General features: G+C 64.3%; 16 protein-coding genes and 1 pseudogene. 14 read left to right on the top strand and 3 right to left on the bottom strand.

Translation table 11 applies throughout. The features are described from left to right. Nucleotides 1–153 precede the first annotated feature (153 nt). Nucleotides 154–504, bottom strand: a complete 351-nt coding sequence (locus tag RX329_RS01175) for a hypothetical protein (RefSeq protein ID WP_018459672.1) — start codon at nt 502–504, stop codon at nt 154–156. Nucleotides 505–610: 106 nt separating this feature from the next. Here RX329_RS01175 and RX329_RS01170 point away from each other — a divergent pair, with 106 nt between their 5' ends. Then, entirely contained in the window at nt 611–1,141 is a 531-nt protein-coding gene (locus tag RX329_RS01170) for a TetR/AcrR family transcriptional regulator (protein ID WP_085359593.1), read from the top strand. Nucleotides 1,142–1,201: 60 nt separating this feature from the next. Continuing rightward, nucleotides 1,202–1,399: a Trm112 family protein gene (locus tag RX329_RS01165; RefSeq protein ID WP_007598651.1), complete on the top strand. Its 198-nt coding sequence runs from the start codon at nt 1,202–1,204 to the stop codon at nt 1,397–1,399. Between the two features lie 119 nt (nt 1,400–1,518). Here RX329_RS01165 and RX329_RS01160 read toward each other — a convergent pair whose 3' ends face one another. Next, nucleotides 1,519–2,736, bottom strand: coding sequence for a ubiquinone biosynthesis hydroxylase (locus tag RX329_RS01160; RefSeq protein ID WP_317245490.1), 1,218 nt, complete (start codon nt 2,734–2,736; stop codon nt 1,519–1,521). Between the two features lie 139 nt (nt 2,737–2,875). Here RX329_RS01160 and tesB point away from each other — a divergent pair, with 139 nt between their 5' ends. Then, a complete protein-coding gene (gene tesB / locus RX329_RS01155; protein ID WP_018459668.1) occupies nt 2,876–3,739 on the top strand; it encodes an acyl-CoA thioesterase II in 864 nt (287 codons plus the stop codon). Nucleotides 3,740–3,779: 40 nt separating this feature from the next. Here the strand turns inward: tesB and RX329_RS01150 are convergent. Further along, nucleotides 3,780–4,671, bottom strand: a pseudogene (locus tag RX329_RS01150) (DUF4339 domain-containing protein). A 238-nt stretch (nt 4,672–4,909) separates the two neighbouring features. Here RX329_RS01150 and RX329_RS01145 point away from each other — a divergent pair. The 11 genes from RX329_RS01145 to RX329_RS01095 all read left to right on the top strand — a co-directional run bounded on the left by RX329_RS01145 (nt 4,910) and on the right by RX329_RS01095 (nt 16,645). Beyond that, a complete protein-coding gene (locus RX329_RS01145; protein WP_007598647.1) occupies nt 4,910–5,248 on the top strand; it encodes a P-II family nitrogen regulator in 339 nt (112 codons plus the stop codon). Between the two features lie 125 nt (nt 5,249–5,373). Further along, a complete protein-coding gene (locus tag RX329_RS01140) occupies nt 5,374–6,675 on the top strand; it encodes an ammonium transporter (RefSeq protein WP_085359587.1) in 1,302 nt (433 codons plus the stop codon). Nucleotides 6,676–6,716: 41 nt separating this feature from the next. Then, entirely contained in the window at nt 6,717–7,031 is a 315-nt protein-coding gene (locus RX329_RS01135; RefSeq protein WP_018459665.1) for an ArsR/SmtB family transcription factor, read from the top strand. Beyond that, complete coding sequence (locus tag RX329_RS01130) at nt 7,028–7,402, top strand: SRPBCC domain-containing protein (RefSeq protein ID WP_018459664.1); 375 nt, start codon at nt 7,028–7,030, stop codon at nt 7,400–7,402. The genes RX329_RS01135 and RX329_RS01130 overlap by 4 nt, the downstream gene beginning before the upstream one ends. 42 nt (nt 7,403–7,444) lie before the next feature. Further along, nucleotides 7,445–8,047 carry an ATP-dependent Clp protease proteolytic subunit gene (locus RX329_RS01125; RefSeq protein ID WP_018459663.1) on the top strand — a complete coding sequence of 201 codons (603 nt, stop codon included), beginning with the start codon at nt 7,445–7,447 and terminating at the stop codon, nt 8,045–8,047. A gap of 435 nt (nt 8,048–8,482) precedes the next feature. Further along, nucleotides 8,483–8,821 (top strand): P-II family nitrogen regulator, encoded by a 339-nt coding sequence (locus RX329_RS01120; protein ID WP_007598642.1) that lies wholly within the window; start codon nt 8,483–8,485, stop codon nt 8,819–8,821. A 38-nt stretch (nt 8,822–8,859) separates the two neighbouring features. Then, nucleotides 8,860–10,308 (top strand): ammonium transporter, encoded by a 1,449-nt coding sequence (locus RX329_RS01115; protein ID WP_018459661.1) that lies wholly within the window; start codon nt 8,860–8,862, stop codon nt 10,306–10,308. A 204-nt stretch (nt 10,309–10,512) separates the two neighbouring features. After that, nucleotides 10,513–12,111: a caspase domain-containing protein gene (locus RX329_RS01110; protein WP_085359666.1), complete on the top strand. Its 1,599-nt coding sequence runs from the start codon at nt 10,513–10,515 to the stop codon at nt 12,109–12,111. Nucleotides 12,112–12,230: 119 nt separating this feature from the next. After that, on the top strand, nt 12,231–12,635 hold the full coding sequence (locus RX329_RS01105) for a GFA family protein (protein ID WP_018459659.1): 405 nt from the start codon (nt 12,231–12,233) through the stop codon (nt 12,633–12,635). Between the two features lie 311 nt (nt 12,636–12,946). Beyond that, nucleotides 12,947–14,161, top strand: coding sequence for an aminotransferase class I/II-fold pyridoxal phosphate-dependent enzyme (locus RX329_RS01100; protein ID WP_162496342.1), 1,215 nt, complete (start codon nt 12,947–12,949; stop codon nt 14,159–14,161). A 9-nt stretch (nt 14,162–14,170) separates the two neighbouring features. After that, nucleotides 14,171–16,645: a DNA translocase FtsK gene (locus RX329_RS01095; protein ID WP_317245489.1), complete on the top strand. Its 2,475-nt coding sequence runs from the start codon at nt 14,171–14,173 to the stop codon at nt 16,643–16,645. The last annotated feature ends 24 nt before the right edge of the window (nt 16,646–16,669 follow it).

Genomic DNA, 16,669 nt, shown 5'->3' with positions numbered 1-16,669 from the left:
TGATGAAGTCAATGCGGTTCGCGGCCAGTTCGCTTTAGAGTTATTCTAACGATCCGAAAAAGTTCAGCGCTCTCCGTATGCAGCGCGCATTTGAGACGACACTGCGGCCTTACGTCTCACGGTTTGACAGCAGGCTGATCCCGACGCGCAAGCTCAGTAGCCAGCAACCGCCATGACGACGACGGCGGTGAGCGCCATCCATCCAAAATGCCGGCCGCTTGTGGCCCATGCGTTGGCGAGAGCGGAGAAGCCGAACACACCGGCCATGGTGACGACGATCCAGTGACGCGCTGGCTCCGATTGCATCCAGGGCGCCGCGATCAGGAGCACACCGCCGCCGATCCAGGCGACGGTCGAGGCCTGCCAGACCAGGCGGATCAGGGTGCGGAGCCGCTCCGGCTCGATGCGGGCGCGGGCAAAGACCTTGGTCTCGCCGAGAATGCCATGAATGAGGGCCACGGCAATGGTCAAGACCCCGGCGCACTGGAGCAAGAGATCACGCATCGTCAAAGCTCCCTGCAAATATGGTCCATACAGTTATGTATGGTGGGATAGGCGCTGGCCTGCCGGCTGTCAATACACTAGTGTATGTTTGCATCCGGAACCCGACATGGCCGAACAGCTGACCGCCGACGACTGGATCAAACAGGGACTGAAGGCGCTCGCGCGAGACGGCTTCACCGCGCTGAAGGCCGATCCGCTGGCAAAAGCCATGGGGGTCTCGCGCGGCAGCTTCTATTGGCATTTCGCCGATCTCGGCGCATTCCATGCTGCTCTCTTGAAGCGCTGGCGCGAGATCGCGGCCGAGCAGATCATCGCCGATGTCGAGGCGGACAGCGACGAGCCGCTGAAAGCGCTGCTGCGCAGGACTTTTGGCGCGCGGCTCGACCTCGAGCGCGCGGTGCGGAACTGGGCGGCCTTCGATGCGGCGGCACAAACGGCGGTGCGTGCCATCGACCGGCGCAGGCTCGACTATATCGAGGAGCTGCTGAGGAAGCGCGGGTTCGAGGCGGCGACAGCGCGAGCCCGCGCGCAAATCCTGTACTGGACGTTTCTCGGCTTCGCCCTGTCGGGCCCGCCAGCGCCGGCCGCGCGGCTTGAGGGCCTGCTCGACGAGATTCTGCGGATGGTTTCAGCTTGAGCGACGCGATGGGCTGCCACGATTTTTTATGCTAGAGGCAACCGACCGTCGGAGACCCCCATGAACGCGCCCACCGAACGCCCCGAAGCCAGCGTCGATCCCAAATTGCTGGAGATTTTGGTCTGCCCGCTGACCAAGGGCCCGCTGGAGTTCGATTCTGCAAAGCAGGAGCTGATCTCGCGCAGCGCCAAGCTCGCCTATCCGATCCGCGACGGCATCCCGATCATGCTGCCGGAAGAGGCCCGCAAGATCGATTGAGGGGACTTGTGGCCCGATGAGAGACTTGTAGCCCGGATGGAGCGCAGCGAAATCCGGGGTTCCTCGTATGACGCAGCGGCCCCGGAATACGCTGCGCTCCATCCGGGCTACCGAAAATCCTACAGCGCCTCGCCCTTCAACAGCCGCGGTATCTCACCGGTCAAACCCGCGGCTTGGCGGATAAAAAGATTCTTCAGCGGCGGGGCGCGATCGACGAGGCCGAGGCCGATGTCGCGGACGGTGCGCAGCAAGGTGGACTGGTTGGAGAACAGGAAGTTCAGCGAGTTGGTGGCAACGCCCATGGCCATGGTGTCGAAGCGGCGCCAGCGCTGATAACGTTCGAGCACGTCGACGCCGCCGATATCCATGCCGAGCCGCGCGGCGTCGACCACGACCTCGGCCAGCGCGGCGACGTCCTTCAGCCCCATGTTGAGACCCTGGCCCGCGATTGGGTGGATGACGTGGGCGGAATCGCCGACCAGCGCGAGGCGCTGGGCAATGAAGGAGCGTGCGACGAAATAGGACAGCGGAAACGCGCGCGGCTTGTCGAGCGCCTTCACCTCGCCGAGATGCAGGCCGAAGCGCTGCTCGAGCTCGCCGTGAAATTCCTCATCGCTCAACGCAATGATACGCGCGGCTTCGCTGCGACGCTCGGTCCATACCAGCGAGGAGCGCTTGCCCGAAAGCGGCAGGATAGCAAACGGACCCGCCGGCAGAAAATGCTCTTCGGCGCGGCCTTCGTGATCGCGCTCATGGCCGACAGTGACGACGATGCCGGATTGATCATATTCCCAGCCGTGGGTGGCGATGCCGGCGCGCTCGCGCAGTTTCGACTTCGCACCGTCGGCCGCAACCAGGAGGCTCGCTGCAATCACGCTGCCATCGAGCGTCACGTCGATACCTTCGGCCCGCGCGTCGTAAGACGACACTGTGGTCGCGCGGAGATCGACGCCCTCGGCCTCGGCGCGCACCACCAGCGCATCAATGAGGCGGCGGTTCTCGACCATATGCGCGAAGGGCTCGCCCGGCGCGACGTCGCCGGCAAAGTTGAGGAACGCCGGACGGGTGGCGTCTTCCAGCTTGGAATCGGTGACGATCATGTCGAGGATCGGCTGCGCCTCGCCCCTTACGTCGTCCCAGGCGCCGATCGCCTCGAACAGGCGGCGGCAGGCGGCCACGATCGCGGTCGCGCGCGGGTCCCGGCTCGGACGTGTGGAGAGCGCGGGGTCGGCGACGATGACGGGGATCTCGGGGCCGAGCCCCTGGCGCAGCGCCAGGGCCAGCGCCAGGCCCGCAAACGCGCCGCCACCGATGACAATGCTACCCTGTACCGACATACCCAATTCCCGGCTAAATCCTGGCCTTGCTAGCAGACTTGAGGTGGGCGAAACAGTGCGGTGAAACAAGGGCGGACAGCCCCCATTGTGTCAATCCGGAGCAGCGAACCCCGGGGCGGCAAGGCGAAAGCTGAAATCCATGTCCAAGAGCCTGATCGACCTCATCTCGATCCTCGACCTCGAACAGCTCGAGGTGAATCTGTTCCGCGGCAACAGTCCGAAGACCAGCTGGCAACGGGTGTTCGGCGGCCAGGTGATCGGACAGGCGATGGTTGCAGCGTGCCGCACCGTCGAGGGCCGGCTGCCGCATTCGCTGCATTGCTATTTCATCCTGCCGGGCGATCCGCAGATCCCGATCATCTACCAGGTCGAGCGCCTGCGCGACGGCAAGAGCTACTCGACGCGACGCGTCACCGCGATCCAGCACGGCAACGCGATCTTCTCGATCATGGTGTCATTCCATGCGGAGGAAGAGAGCGCGTTCGATCACCAGGACAAGATGCCCGACGTGCCGCCGCCGGAAAAGCTGACGGCGGAGGAAGTCGCGAAGCAGCCGATGTTCAAGGAGATGCCGGAGTTCATCCGCCGCTATTATGAATCCGACCGTCCGATCGAGCTGCGCCCGGTCGAGCTCGGCCGTTATTTCGGTGAGAGGATCGAGGACGGCCGCATCCATGTCTGGATCAAGACCGCGGCAACGCTGCCGGACGATCCGGCGCTGCACATGTGCGCGCTGGCCTATGCGTCGGACTTCTCGCTGCTCGATGCGATTATGGCGCGCTACGGCCGCACCCTGTTCGACAAGCGCATGATGCCCGCGAGCCTCGACCACGCGATGTGGTTTCACCGCCCGTTCCGCGCCGACGAATGGCTGCTCTACGCACAGGATTCGCCGAGCGCGCGAAGCGGCCGCGGCTTGACCCGCGGCTCGATCTTCAAGCCCGACGGCACGCTGGTGGCCTCCGTCGCGCAGGAAGGCTCGGTGCGCGAACGGAGAGCCTAAGAGGCACAAGCACGATCGATCGCGCTTGTGCCTTTCGAGGTCAGGCCCGGAGCGATCCCCGCGGAGCCAGAACCGTCTCCGACGCGAACCAGTTCATGATCCAGCGATAGACCCACGGGATCGGGGATGATGAAGCCGCACAGGAATGCGGCCACGATGCCCCGCCAGAGAATCCCGAGACCGCTGCCGTTGAACACGATCTCGCGCCGCGTGCCTTCGATGCTGCGGCAGAACCAGCGCATCTGAGCCGCGGCGACCCAGGCCCAGCCGATGATGGTGATGATGGAAATCGCGAACAGCAGGCTCCAGCCGACATAGGCCCAAACCGTGCCGGTGAAGCTCAGGCCGAGCGGCTGCCCATTGGAGGCGAGATTCGCGACCATCCATTTGATCAGGAGCCAGTACAGAACGAGCTGGGCGATGAACAGCAAATTGCTCAGCAAGGGAACGCCGATGTAGCCGATCACGACCGCCAGAACGATGAAGCCGAAATACCAGGGCACCAGCGTCATCGCATTGCCGGTGAAGCTGAGATTGGGCCGCCCGGGGACCTTCACGCAGGACACGATCCATTTCGTGTACCAGACGAACACCCACGGCACCGGGATGATGAAGCACATGCCGATCAGCATCACGATGCTGCGCCAGGTGAACTCGAGGATGCCGAAATCGACCGCCAGCGATCCTCCGGCGCCACCGCCGCCGTAGCCCCCGGAGCCCATCATCGGCGGGCCGCCAGCCGGCATCATCGGGGGCGCACCGCCCCCGCCGATCAGGCCGGGGATTTCGGCCGCCTTCTGCCAGCCGGCCATGCCCTCCGACCACACCAGCGTATCCGGACGCACGACTCCCTGGGCGACGAGGTCACGGAATTGCCCTTCCGGATAGGGCCCCTGCTGCTTGCCCTCGGATGCGTAGAACCAACTCGCCATGAAGCGTCCCCCTCGAACATAGTTTTGTACCGGCCGCGACGCTTGGGTTCATCGCATCCATGCCAAAAACGCATTGTGGAGGATGAACGGCTGCCCTGTACAGAGGCGGCCGTTCACATGGCCCAACGATTTTCCGCTTCAATCTGCAAGTTTTTTATGCCATTTGCCCGGAAAGATGCCAGATTGACGCTGCGCCGGGGACATACGGCGCGGCGCATCCCGGGGAATAGGCCTGACCATGAAACTCGTCGTCGCGATCATCAAACCCTTCAAGCTCGATGAGGTCCGTCAGGCCCTGACGGCGATCGGCGTCCACGGCATGACCGTGACCGAAGTGAAGGGCTATGGCCGCCAAAAGGGCCACACCGAGATCTATCGCGGCGCCGAATATGTCGTGAATTTCCTGCCGAAGCTGCGGATCGAGATCGCGGTTGCCTCCGATATCGCCGAGAAGGCCGTCGCGGTCATCACCGCGACCGCGCGCACCGGCCAGATCGGCGACGGCAAGATCTTCGTCACGCCGATCGATCACGCGACCCGCATTCGCACCGGCGAGACCGACAGCGACGCGCTCTAGATTTTTGCTTTGACGCGTTTTCTTTTCGCGAACCGGTAACCGCTTCGCTCGACAACGCTCTTCTTCGATCGCACCGGGCAACGGCGCCACGGCGTGCGACACAATCAATAGCTGGGGGAAACGACATGGCGGGATTGTTGCGCCGCGCGGCTGCTATCGCCGCGCCGATCGGGCTTGGGTCGATCATGGCTTCGCCGGCGCGTGCCGCGGGCTCCGAGATCAACACTGCCGACACCGCCTGGATGATCGTCGCCACCGCGCTGGTGCTGATGATGACGATCCCGGGGCTCGCGCTGTTCTATTCCGGCATGGTGCGCAAGAAGAACGTCCTCGCCACCATGGCGCAGAGCCTCGCCGCAGTGACGATCATCTCCATTCTCTGGGTCGCGTTCGGCTATTCGTTGTGCTTCGTCGGCGACGGCCCGTGGATCGGCACGCTCGACCGCTGGTTTCTCTCCGGTATGACCATGGACAGCGTCAACCCGGCGGCGAAGACGATCCCGGAAGCGCTGTTCATGCTGTACCAGATGACGTTTGCGATCATCACGGTGGCGCTGGTCGCGGGCGCGGTGGCCGACCGGATGCGGTTCTCCGCTTATCTCCTCTTTTCCGTGGCCTGGTTCATCTTCGTCTACATTCCACTGGCGCATTGGGTGTGGGGCGGCGGCTTCCTCGCCGGAATGGGCGTGCTGGATTTCGCCGGCGGCCTCGTGGTGCATCTGTCGGCCGGCACCGCCGGCCTCGTCGCGGCGAAGGTGATGGGACGCCGTCACGGCTACGGCACCGAAAATCTCTCGCCGTTCGATCTGTCGCTTGCGGTGATGGGCACCGGCCTGTTGTGGGTCGGCTGGTTCGGCTTCAACGGCGGCTCGGCGGGCGCAGCCAATTCGCGCGCGGTGCTGGCGATCATCGCGACCCATCTCGCAGCCTGCTCCGGCGCGCTGACCTGGGGCGCGATCGAATGGTCGACGCGGCGCAAGCCATCCGTGCTCGGCATGATCTCCGGCGCGGTGGCCGGCCTCGGCACCATCACGCCGGCCTCGGGATTCGTGGCGCCCTGGCACGGCATCGTCATCGGCGTGATCGCAGGCCTCGTCTGCTACTGGGCCTGCACCTGGCTGAAGCACCGCTTCGACTATGACGATTCGCTCGACGTGTTCGGCGTCCACGGCATCGGGGGGATGACCGGGACCCTGCTGGCCGGCGTGTTCGCAACGAGCGCGATCGGCGGCACCGCCGGCGTGCTCGAAGGCCATCCGCAGCAGCTTCTTATCCAGCTCTACGGGGTCGCCGTCACCTTCGTCTGGTCGGCAGGCATGAGCTTCGTCCTGCTCAAGCTGGTCGGTCTGTTCGTGCCGTTGCGGGTCTCCCGCGAGCACGAACTCGAGGGCCTGGATATTTCGCAGCACGGCGAGGCGCTGCAGTAATTGGGCTTGCGCAACACATAAGCGTATGCTTATGTGTTGCCATGATCGAAGCCGACATCTTCAAAGCGCTGGCCGACCCGACCCGCCGCAAGGTCTTTGAGAAGCTTGCCGGCGGAAGCCTGAATGCCAGCGCCTTGCGCGACGGATTGGAGATCAGCCAACCGGCGATGTCGCAGCATCTCGCGGTGCTGCGCGGCGCGGGCCTGGTGCGCGAACAGCGGCAGGGCCGCTTTGTGAATTACGAAGTCGATCCCGAAGGAATCTCCGCGATCGGGGCCTGGCTTGCGCGCTACCGCGCCTATTGGCCGAAACGCATGGATGCCCTCGCCGATCTCTTGAAGGAGATGGATCAATGAGCGACGCCGTGAAGCCTGATCCCTCCGACGCAGACTTGGCGCTCAAAACAGACCTGGTGCTCGAATATGAATTCGATGCGCCGCCGGCCAAGGTCTGGCGCGCGGTGACCATTCCGGCTTTGCGCGAGCGCTGGTTGCCGGATTGCGATCTTGCGGGCGCCGAGCCGGAATCAGCGATCCCGGGCCAGGAGGTGCGCTACCGGCTTCGCGATTCCGAACCGCCGTTTCGCGAAAGCCATGTCATCTTCCGGATCGAGCCGAACGAGGACGGCGGCACCCGCTTTCGCATCATCCAGCAAGCCTGCGAGATCCGTATGAAGCTGCCGCAGCCGGCCAACAGCAATGGCTGCCTGATGCGCGCGGCCGCCTGACACCAACACCACTTCATCACCCGCAGAAAATGGAGGTCGCCGATGCGCGACATGCTTCAGCTCGTCCCTATGGTCGTCGAACAATCCGCCCGCGGCGAGCGATCCTTCGACATCTATTCGCGCCTGTTGCGCGAGCGCATCATCTTCCTCAATGGCGAGGTCAATGATGCGATGTCCGGACTGGTCTGCGCGCAGCTCCTGTTTCTGGAGGCGGAGAATCCGAACAAGCCGATCAATCTCTACATCAATTCCTATGGCGGCGTGGTCACCAGCGGCCTTGCGATGTACGACACCATGCAATTCATCAAGGCGCCGGTGCATACGCTGTGCATGGGCACCGCGCGCTCGATGGGCTCGTTTCTGCTGATGGCCGGCGAGCCCGGTCACCGCGCCGCCCTGCCCAATGCGAGCCTTCACGTGCATCAGCCGCTCGGCGGCTTTCAGGGCCAGGCGTCCGACATCCTGATCCACGCCACCGAAATGCAGGAAACCAAGCGGCGCATCATCCGGCTCTATGCCCAGCATTGCGGGCGCCCCGAACCGGACGTGGAACGGACCTTGGACCGCGACCATTTCATGACCGCGCAGCAGGCGGTCGACTGGGGGCTGATCGACCGGGTCTTCGCGGAACGCAGCGCCGCCTGACGGTCTCTGCCGGGGACCCGTCCGGCAAGTCTCGCCCGCTCAAGCAGGTTGGCCGGTTGCGCGCATTCCGTGAGCACAAGTGCGAGGGGCCCGATATTTCGCGGCACGACAAGCCCCGCAATAGGCGTCCGCCTTACGGAAATACCTTTCTGCTGCCCTACGTGTGAGCACCAATGTGTCGACAGCCTGTCGTGCCTTTATTTTAATCAGGCATGGTCAGGTATTGAGCGCGGCGTAATGGCGCACTGCACCGCACTACGCGTCAAACGCGAAAACACCCGTTTTCATAGTCCGTTAGGCAACACGCCCGATCTGGCACGGCATTTGATTCTAAGGGTCCTGGCTGTGCCCGCGTAGTGAACTTTCTCCCTCGTGGCGAACCAGTCGAGAAGCGCCCGGCCACGTCCGGACCGGGCCCAAGCGGGGATAGGACCCATGAAAATTGTTATGGCGATTATTAAGCCATTCAAGCTGGAAGAAGTCCGTGACGCCCTGACCGCCATCGGCGTTCACGGTCTCACGGTGACGGAAGTCAAGGGATATGGCCGCCAGAAGGGCCATACGGAAATCTATCGCGGCGCCGAATATGCCGTGAGCTTCCTGCCCAAGATCAAGATCGAGGTCGCTGTCGCCTCCGACCAGGTCGACAAGACCATCGACGCCATCACGACCGCCGCGAAAACCGGACAGATCGGCGACGGCAAGATCTTCGTCATCAATCTCGACCATGCGGTTCGCATCCGCACCGGCGAGGCCGATGCTGCGGCCCTTTGATTTCGCGCTCAATCAAAATTCAATCAGGAGTAAATGAAATGACGTTTAAGCGTCCCTATGGCGCGGGATTGGCGGCTCTCGCAGTCGGCCTGTTCGCTGCGACCGCAGCCTACGCCGAGCCAACGGTCAACAAGGGAGACAACGCCTGGATGCTGACATCGACAGTGCTCGTGCTGTTGATGACGATCCCCGGCCTCGCGCTGTTCTACGGCGGCCTCGTCCGTTCCAAGAACATGCTCTCCGTCCTGATGCAGGTGTTCTACACCGTCTGCGTCGTCACCGTGATCTGGGCCGTGTACGGCTACAGCCTCACCTTCACCGGCGGTTCCGACTTCATCGGCGGCTTCTCCAAGGCCTTCATGATGGGCGTCACCACCGACTCGAAGGCCGCGACCTTCTCGGTCGACGCCAACATCTCGGAGCTCATCTATATGTGCTTCCAGATGACCTTCGCGGCGATCACGCCCGCCCTCATCGTCGGCGCCTTCGCCGAACGCATGAAGTTCGCGGCGCTCGCGCTCTTCGTCCCGCTCTGGGTCACGCTGATCTACTTCCCGATCGCGCACATGGTCTGGTACTGGCCCGGCCCGGACATGATCCAGGACGCAGCCAAGGCTCTGGCTGCTGCGGCTGATGGCGCGGCGAAGACCGCAGCGCAGGCCAAGCTCGATGAGATCAACGCCGACGCAGGCTGGATCTTCAAGAAGGGCGCGATCGACTTTGCGGGCGGCACCGTGGTGCACATCAACGCCGGCATCGCAGGCCTCGTCGGCGCCCTGCTGATCGGCAAGCGCGTCGGCTACGGCAAGGAGCTGATGGCTCCGCACTCGCTGACGATGTCGATGATCGGCGCCTCGCTGCTCTGGGTCGGCTGGTTCGGCTTCAACGCCGGCTCCAACCTCGAAGCCAACGGCGGCGCAGCCCTCGCCATGACCAACTCCTTCGTCGCCACCGCAGCCGCCGCGCTGTCGTGGATGTTCGCGGAGTGGATCATCAAGGGTCACCCGTCGGTGCTCGGCGTCATCTCCGGCGCTGTCGCGGGCCTCGTGGCCGTCACGCCTGCCGCCGGCTTCTCCGGCGTGATGGGTGCGATCGTCCTCGGCCTCGTGGTCGGCGTGGTCTGCCTGTTCTTCTGCACCGTCGTGAAGAACGCGCTCGGCTACGACGACTCCCTCGATGTGTTCGGCGTGCACTGCGTCGGCGGCATCATCGGCGCCCTCGGCACCGGCATCCTCGTCAATCCGGCGCTGGGTGGTGCGGGCATCATCGACTACACCGCGATCCCGCCGAAGGTTGCCGATTACGACTTCGCGGCGCAGATGATCTCCCAGGTCTGGGGCGTCGGCACCACGCTGGTGTGGTCGGGCATCGGTTCGGCGATTCTCTACAAGGTCGTCGATGTGATCGTTGGCCTCCGCGCCAATGTCGAGAGCGAGCGTGAAGGCCTCGACATCACCGAGCACACAGAGCGCGCCTACAACATGTAAGTCTCCTCCCGGGCGCGGCCTCCTCGGAGGTCGCGCTCACAACTACGGTTTGGGGCACATACCCGGCAATGTCCCGACCGTTGAGGGGCTCCAGCGCAAGTTGGAGCCCCTTTCTTTTGGTCCCGTGCCGCTGGGCCGTCATAAGTTAAATTGCATTGCTGCGAGCTTGCTGAATATCATGCTCCCCGTTTGGAGCAGGATTTCATGCGTCTGCCCTATTGCCTGGTCTGGTGTTTCCTGTTGCTCGCTTTGTCGAGCCTCGATGCCCGTGCGGACAAGCGCGTCGCGCTGGTGATTGGCAACGGCGCCTACCGAAACGTTCCCCCGCTCGCCAATCCGACCAACGATGCGGCCGATGTCGGCGCGGCCCTCAAGCGATCGGGGTTCGATCCTGTGGTCGCGACCGACCTCGACCAGTCCGCCATGCAGGACACCATTCTTCGCTTCGCGCGTGAGGCCCGCGGCGCCGATGTCGCCCTGTTCTATTACAGTGGGCACGCGCTCCAGTTCGCCGGCGTCAACTATCTGGTGCCTGTCGATGCCGTCGTTCGCGACGAGGTCGATCTGCGCCGTCTGGTGCGCGCCGACGAGATCCTGGCGGATCTGCAGCAGGCCAAGAACCTGCGCATCCTCGTGCTCGACGCCTGCCGCGACAATCCATTTGCCGACGAGTTGCGGCGAAACGTCGGACAGGGCCGTGGCGTCACCGTCTCACGCGGCCTTGCCAAGATGGAAAGTCCCGAGGGCACCATCATTTCCTACGCGACACAGGCCGGCCGGACCGCCGACGACGGCAGCGGCCGCAACAGCCCCTACACCAGCGCGTTCCTGGAGCACATCGGCGACAAGGGCAACGTCAACACGGTATTTCAGACGATCAGCGCCGGCGTCTACCAGCGCTCCAAAGGCTCGCAAGTACCGGAGCTGTCGCTGTCGTTCTTCGGCGAGTTCTACCTGAACGGCAAGCCCGAGACGGCGGCGTTGTCGCCTGCGACGCCTCAGCTCGATCCCTGCGCGGAGGCCGGAGACCATTGGCGTAGCGCGGAAGCGCTGGGAACGCTCGCGGCATTCAAGGATCACCTCGCACGCTTCCCGGCCTGCGCGTTCGCAGATCTGGCAAAATCGCGCGTCGAGACCTTGGCGAAACCATCAGACACCGCCAAGCGCGTAACCGCATTCGATGGAACCTGGATCGCGAAGGAGACTTGCGAGAACAAGCCCCCATTTCCCGAGGCCTATTTCCAGTATGCCCTGCGCGTCAAGGATGGCGTGCTGCACACTCTCTCCGGGGAAGAGGGCAAGCCCGGTGCCACAATCTATAACGGGAAGATCGAAGCGGATGGCAGCGCGACTGTCACCGTCAACGGGCTGATTGGCGAGAAGGATCCGCTGCGCCGCACAGCCGGCGCGCCCTATCAGTACAAGCTCGCACTCGAGCTGAAAGGAACCACCGGCGCCGGCGTCCGCACCGATACCAGCCGACCGTGTCGGATGGAGCTCTCCAAGCTGACGACACAGAGCCCCGCTGCAAGTCCGGGCCAACCTGATTCGAAGCGGGCGCCCAAGCGCGAGGACAAGACGGCCGTGCTGCCGCCAGATCAGGCCGGCGCAGGGCAACCGCGGCAGACCGGAAGCGGCATGAGCTGTTCGTTCATGCGAAGCAGGTGCGCCACGGCATGCGTCGGTATGGGTGGCCGCGCGGATTGCGCTTCAACCGCTTGTCCACGGCTGGAAGCCGAGTGCATGAGCAGCGGGTGCTGGCGCGGCCGGGGATTCAACGGCTGCGGACTTGCCAAGAGATAGATGCACGAACCGGCTGCAGGCGGTCTGTCTTGGTCCGTCCAGGCGAAAGAAAAAGATTGCCATTCCACACCGCCCGCGCAGAAATATCGACCACAAGAAACAACAATCGGGAGGTCGTCATGCGTTTGGAAGGCGGATGCTATTGCGGCGAAGTGCGCTATGTCGCCGAGGGCGACCCGATGATGCAGGCGCAGTGTCATTGCCGCGAATGCCAGTACATCTCGGGCGGCGCGCCCAACACCTTCATCGCGATGCCGGCGGCTGGCTTCAGCTACATCACCGGGCAACCCAAGCAATTCGCGCGCAAGGACCTCGAACGCGCCGTCACGCGCGAATTCTGCGCTCAATGCGGGACCCATCTGGTGACCAAGGTTCCCGGCCTGCCGGCGGCGATCCTGAAGGTCGGCACGCTGGACGAGCCTGCGCAGTTCCATCCACAGATGGCGATCTACACCTGCGACAAGCAGGACTTCCACGCGATCCCCGCGGGCATGGCGACATTCGAGAAGCTGCCGGGGCATTAGGGCGCCTATCCGCCAAAGCCGTCATAAGCCGTCATGCCCGGGCTTGTCCCGGGCATCCACGTTCTTGGACGCCGTCGGAAAGGCCGTGGGTGGCCGGGACAGGCCCGGCCATGATATCGCCAAGACGTCCACCCCCTCGCAATGGCATGACCAGCTCCGAGAGCCGCCCGTGGCGTCATTATTCCTGCTCTGGACCGAGGCGGCGACCGATGGTTAATCGCGTCTTAACCTCGCCCTATCTATGGTGAACTGAACCGCTTCCCGCCGGCGCCGTGCTGCGACCGGCTGTTCCAAGAGTGCTGGCGTCCAGAATGGCTATGACCGCTTCATCCCGTGCGCCGCAGGACAGTGGAAGCTCCGATAGCGAACGCTCTCCCTTCGTCCGGCTGAACGAGCTGCTGGCACCGCATCAGCCCGGCAAGCCTTTGATTTCGCTTGCCGTCGGCGAGCCGCAGCATCCGGTGCCTGATTTCGTCGGCCCGGTACTGGCCAAGCACATCGCCGATTTCGGCCGTTACCCCGCGAACAAGGGCACCGACCCGTTCCGCATGGCCGCGGGCGCCTGGCTGTCGTCGCGTTTCAAGCTGCCGCGACCGCTCAATCCCGAGAGCGAGATTCTCGTCCTCAATGGCAGCCGCGAGGGGCTGTTCCTCGCCGCCATCGCGGCTGCGCGCTATGTCGGCCCGCGTCCCGGCAAGCCCGCGATCCTGATGCCGAACCCGTTCTATCCGGTCTATGGCGCCGGCGCCCGCGCCGCTGCTTGCGAGCCGGTCTACCTGCCGACCACCGCCGAGAACGGCTTCCTGCCCGATCTCGACGCCATCGACGAGGCGACGCTGGCGCGCACGGTGGCGTTCTATCTGGCCTCGCCCGCCAACCCGCAGGGATCGGTGGCCTCGCGCGATTATTTCATTCGCCTGAAGCAGCTCGCCGACCGCTACGGCTTCGTGATCCTCAGCGACGAGTGCTATTCGGAGATCTACACCCGCGAAGCGCCCGGCAGCGCGCTCGAATGCGCTGGCCCTGATTTCACCCGCGTGGTCGCGTTCCAGTCGCTGTCCAAGCGCTCGAACCTGCCGGGCCTGCGCGTCGGCTTCGCCGCCGGCGACAAAAAACTCATCGGCATGTTCCTCGAATTGCGCAACATCGCGGCGCCGCAGGTGCCGGTCCCGTTGCAGCATGTCGCGACCGTTGCTTACGGCGACGAGGCGCATGTCGAGGAGAACCGCAGGCTCTACCGCATCAAGTTCGATCTCGCCGACCAGATCATCGGCAATCGTTACGGCTATCGCCGGCCCGATGCCGGCTTCTGCGTCTGGCTCAACACGTCCGAAATCGGCGACGATGTGTCTGTGTGCCTGAAACTCTTCAAGGAAGCAGGCGTGCGCGTGGTGCCCGGCAGCTATCTGGCGCGGCTCCAGCCCGACGGCTTCAATCCCGGCGCAGGCTACATTCGCCTTGCGCTGGTGCAGGATGGCGAGACCACGGCGCAGGCGCTGCACCGCCTGGTCGAGACTCTGGGTTAGGCGGGGCCCATGAGCATGTCGACAATCGAACGTGTCGTTCCCTTGGTCAGCCATCTGCCGCCCTCGATCCGCGAGGGGCTGGCGCGGCGCGTGCGCGAGCTCAGCGGTCTCGGCCTGATCGCATTGTCGGGCGTCGCCTCGGCGGCGCTGATGACCTGGTCAGTGCAGGATCCCAGCCTCAGCCACGCAACGTCGCGGCCGATCCGCAATATTCTCGGCTATGCCGGCGCGATCGGCGCCGACCTTGCGATGCAGACCCTCGGGCTCGGCGCGATCATGCTGGTCCTGACCGTCGCGGTCTGGGGCTGGCGCATGCTGACCCATCGCCCGTTCGACCGCGAGGCGCTGCGGCTCGGCTGCTGGATTCTCTGCACGGTGATCGCGGCGGGCTTCGTCAGCTGCTGGCCACATGGCGGCGCCTGGCCGCTGCCGACAGGCCTCGGCGGCGTGGTCGGCGATGCCCTGGTTCGCGCGCCCGCGGTGATCTTCGGACCGCCGGGCATGATCTATCGCATCGTGCTCGGCACGATCCTGTTCGCCGCGATGGCGGCGACCTTCCTGATCGCCTGCGGCCTCGGCGCACGCGAGCATGACGACGAACTCGCTGAGATCGAGGACGATGACAAGCCGCTCGACCTGGACGAGGAGAGCGATCGCGGTTCGGTATCGCTGGGCTGGCTGTTCCACGCCTTGATGAGCACGAAGGCACGGCTGATCTGGTTGCTTGGCGCGGCCTACCGCTCGCTGGTCTCGAGCGGACCGAAGACCAAGGCCGTTGCCTTCAGCCGTCAGGAGCCGAAGCTCGGTGGCGGCCGCGCCGCGCCGCCGATCTCGCCGCAGTCCGAAGACGAGCACGACGAGGACGAGCACGAAGAAGACCACGAGGAGGAAGAGGAGGAGGAGCCCGCCGCGCGCGCGCCGCGCAAGAAGGCTGCTCCAAAGGCTGCTTCCAAGAAATCTTCCGACAAGTTCGAGCTTCCGTCCGTGTCGGTGCTGGCCGCGCCCAAGGCCGGCGATCGCCAGCCGCTCAGCAAGGCCGAGCTGGAAACCAATTCGCGCGCGCTCGAAGGCGTGCTGCAGGATTTCGGCGTTCGCGGCGAGATCGTGAAGGCCCATCCGGGTCCCGTGGTCACGCTGTACGAGCTGGAGCCGGCGCCGGGGATCAAATCGTCGCGCGTGATCGGACTTTCCGACGACATCGCCCGTTCGATGAGCGCGCTGTCGGCGCGCGTCGCCGTCGTGCCGGGCCGCAACGCCATCGGCATCGAGCTGCCGAACGCGCATCGCGAAAAGGTCTATCTGCGCGAGCTGCTGGTCGCCAAGGAGACTGTCGATTCGGTTGCGAAACTGCCGCTCTGCCTCGGCAAGACCATCGGCGGTGATCCCGTCATCATCGACCTCGCACGCACGCCGCACATGCTGATCGCCGGTACCACCGGCTCCGGCAAGTCGGTCGCCATCAACACCATGATCCTCAGCTTGGTCTATCGGCTGCGCCCGGACCAGTGCCGCCTGATCATGGTCGATCCGAAGATGCTCGAACTCTCCGTCTATGACGGCATTCCCCATCTGCTCACGCCCGTCGTGACCGACCCGAAGAAGGCGGTGGTCGCGCTGAAATGGGCCGTGCGCGAGATGGAAGAGCGCTACAAGAACATGGCCAAGCTCGGTGTGCGCAACATCGACGGTTACAACACGCGCTTGCTCGAATTGAAGGCCAAGGGCGAAGAGCCGACGCGCACGGTGCACACCGGCTTCGACAAGGAAACCGGCAAGGCGATCTACGAGGAAGAGAAGCTCTCGCTCGACCCGCTGCCCTACATCGTCATCATCGTCGACGAAATGGCCGACCTGATGATGGTTGCCGGCAAGGACATCGAAGGCGCGGTGCAGCGCCTCGCGCAGATGGCGCGCGCCGCCGGCCTGCACGTGATCCTCGCAACGCAGCGTCCATCGGTCGACGTCATCACCGGTACCATCAAGGCGAACTTCCCAACCCGCATCGCCTTCCAGGTGACGTCCAAGATCGACAGCCGCACGATTCTCGGCGAGATGGGTGCCGAGCAGCTGCTCGGCCAGGGCGACATGCTCTACATGGCCGGGGGCGGTCGCATCAGCCGCGTGCACGGACCTTTCGCGTCGGACGAGGAAGTCGAGAAGGTGGTGCGCCACCTCAAGACGCAGGGACAGCCGGAATATCTCGAAGCCGTCACGGCCGAAGAACCCAGCGAAGACGAGGACGGCGCGGTGTTCGACGCGTCCGCCATGGGCGCGGATGGCGGCGGCGATTTGTTCTCGCAGGCTGTTGCGATCGTCAAACGCGACCGTAAGGCCTCTACCAGCTATATCCAGCGCCGCCTGCAGATCGGCTATAACCGCGCCGCATCGCTGATGGAGCGCATGGAACTGGAGGGCATCGTCGGACCCGCCAACCACGCCGGCAAGCGCGAGATCCTGGTCGAGGAAGAAGACAGCCATATGTGAGGCGAGCCGCCTCAAACCATCATT

This window comes from Bradyrhizobium sp. BWC-3-1, assembly GCF_032917965.1.
Classification (GTDB): domain Bacteria; phylum Pseudomonadota; class Alphaproteobacteria; order Rhizobiales; family Xanthobacteraceae; genus Bradyrhizobium; species Bradyrhizobium canariense_D.
Note: the sequence above shows the minus strand (reverse complement) of the source record. Positions and strands in the feature narration are given on the sequence as shown.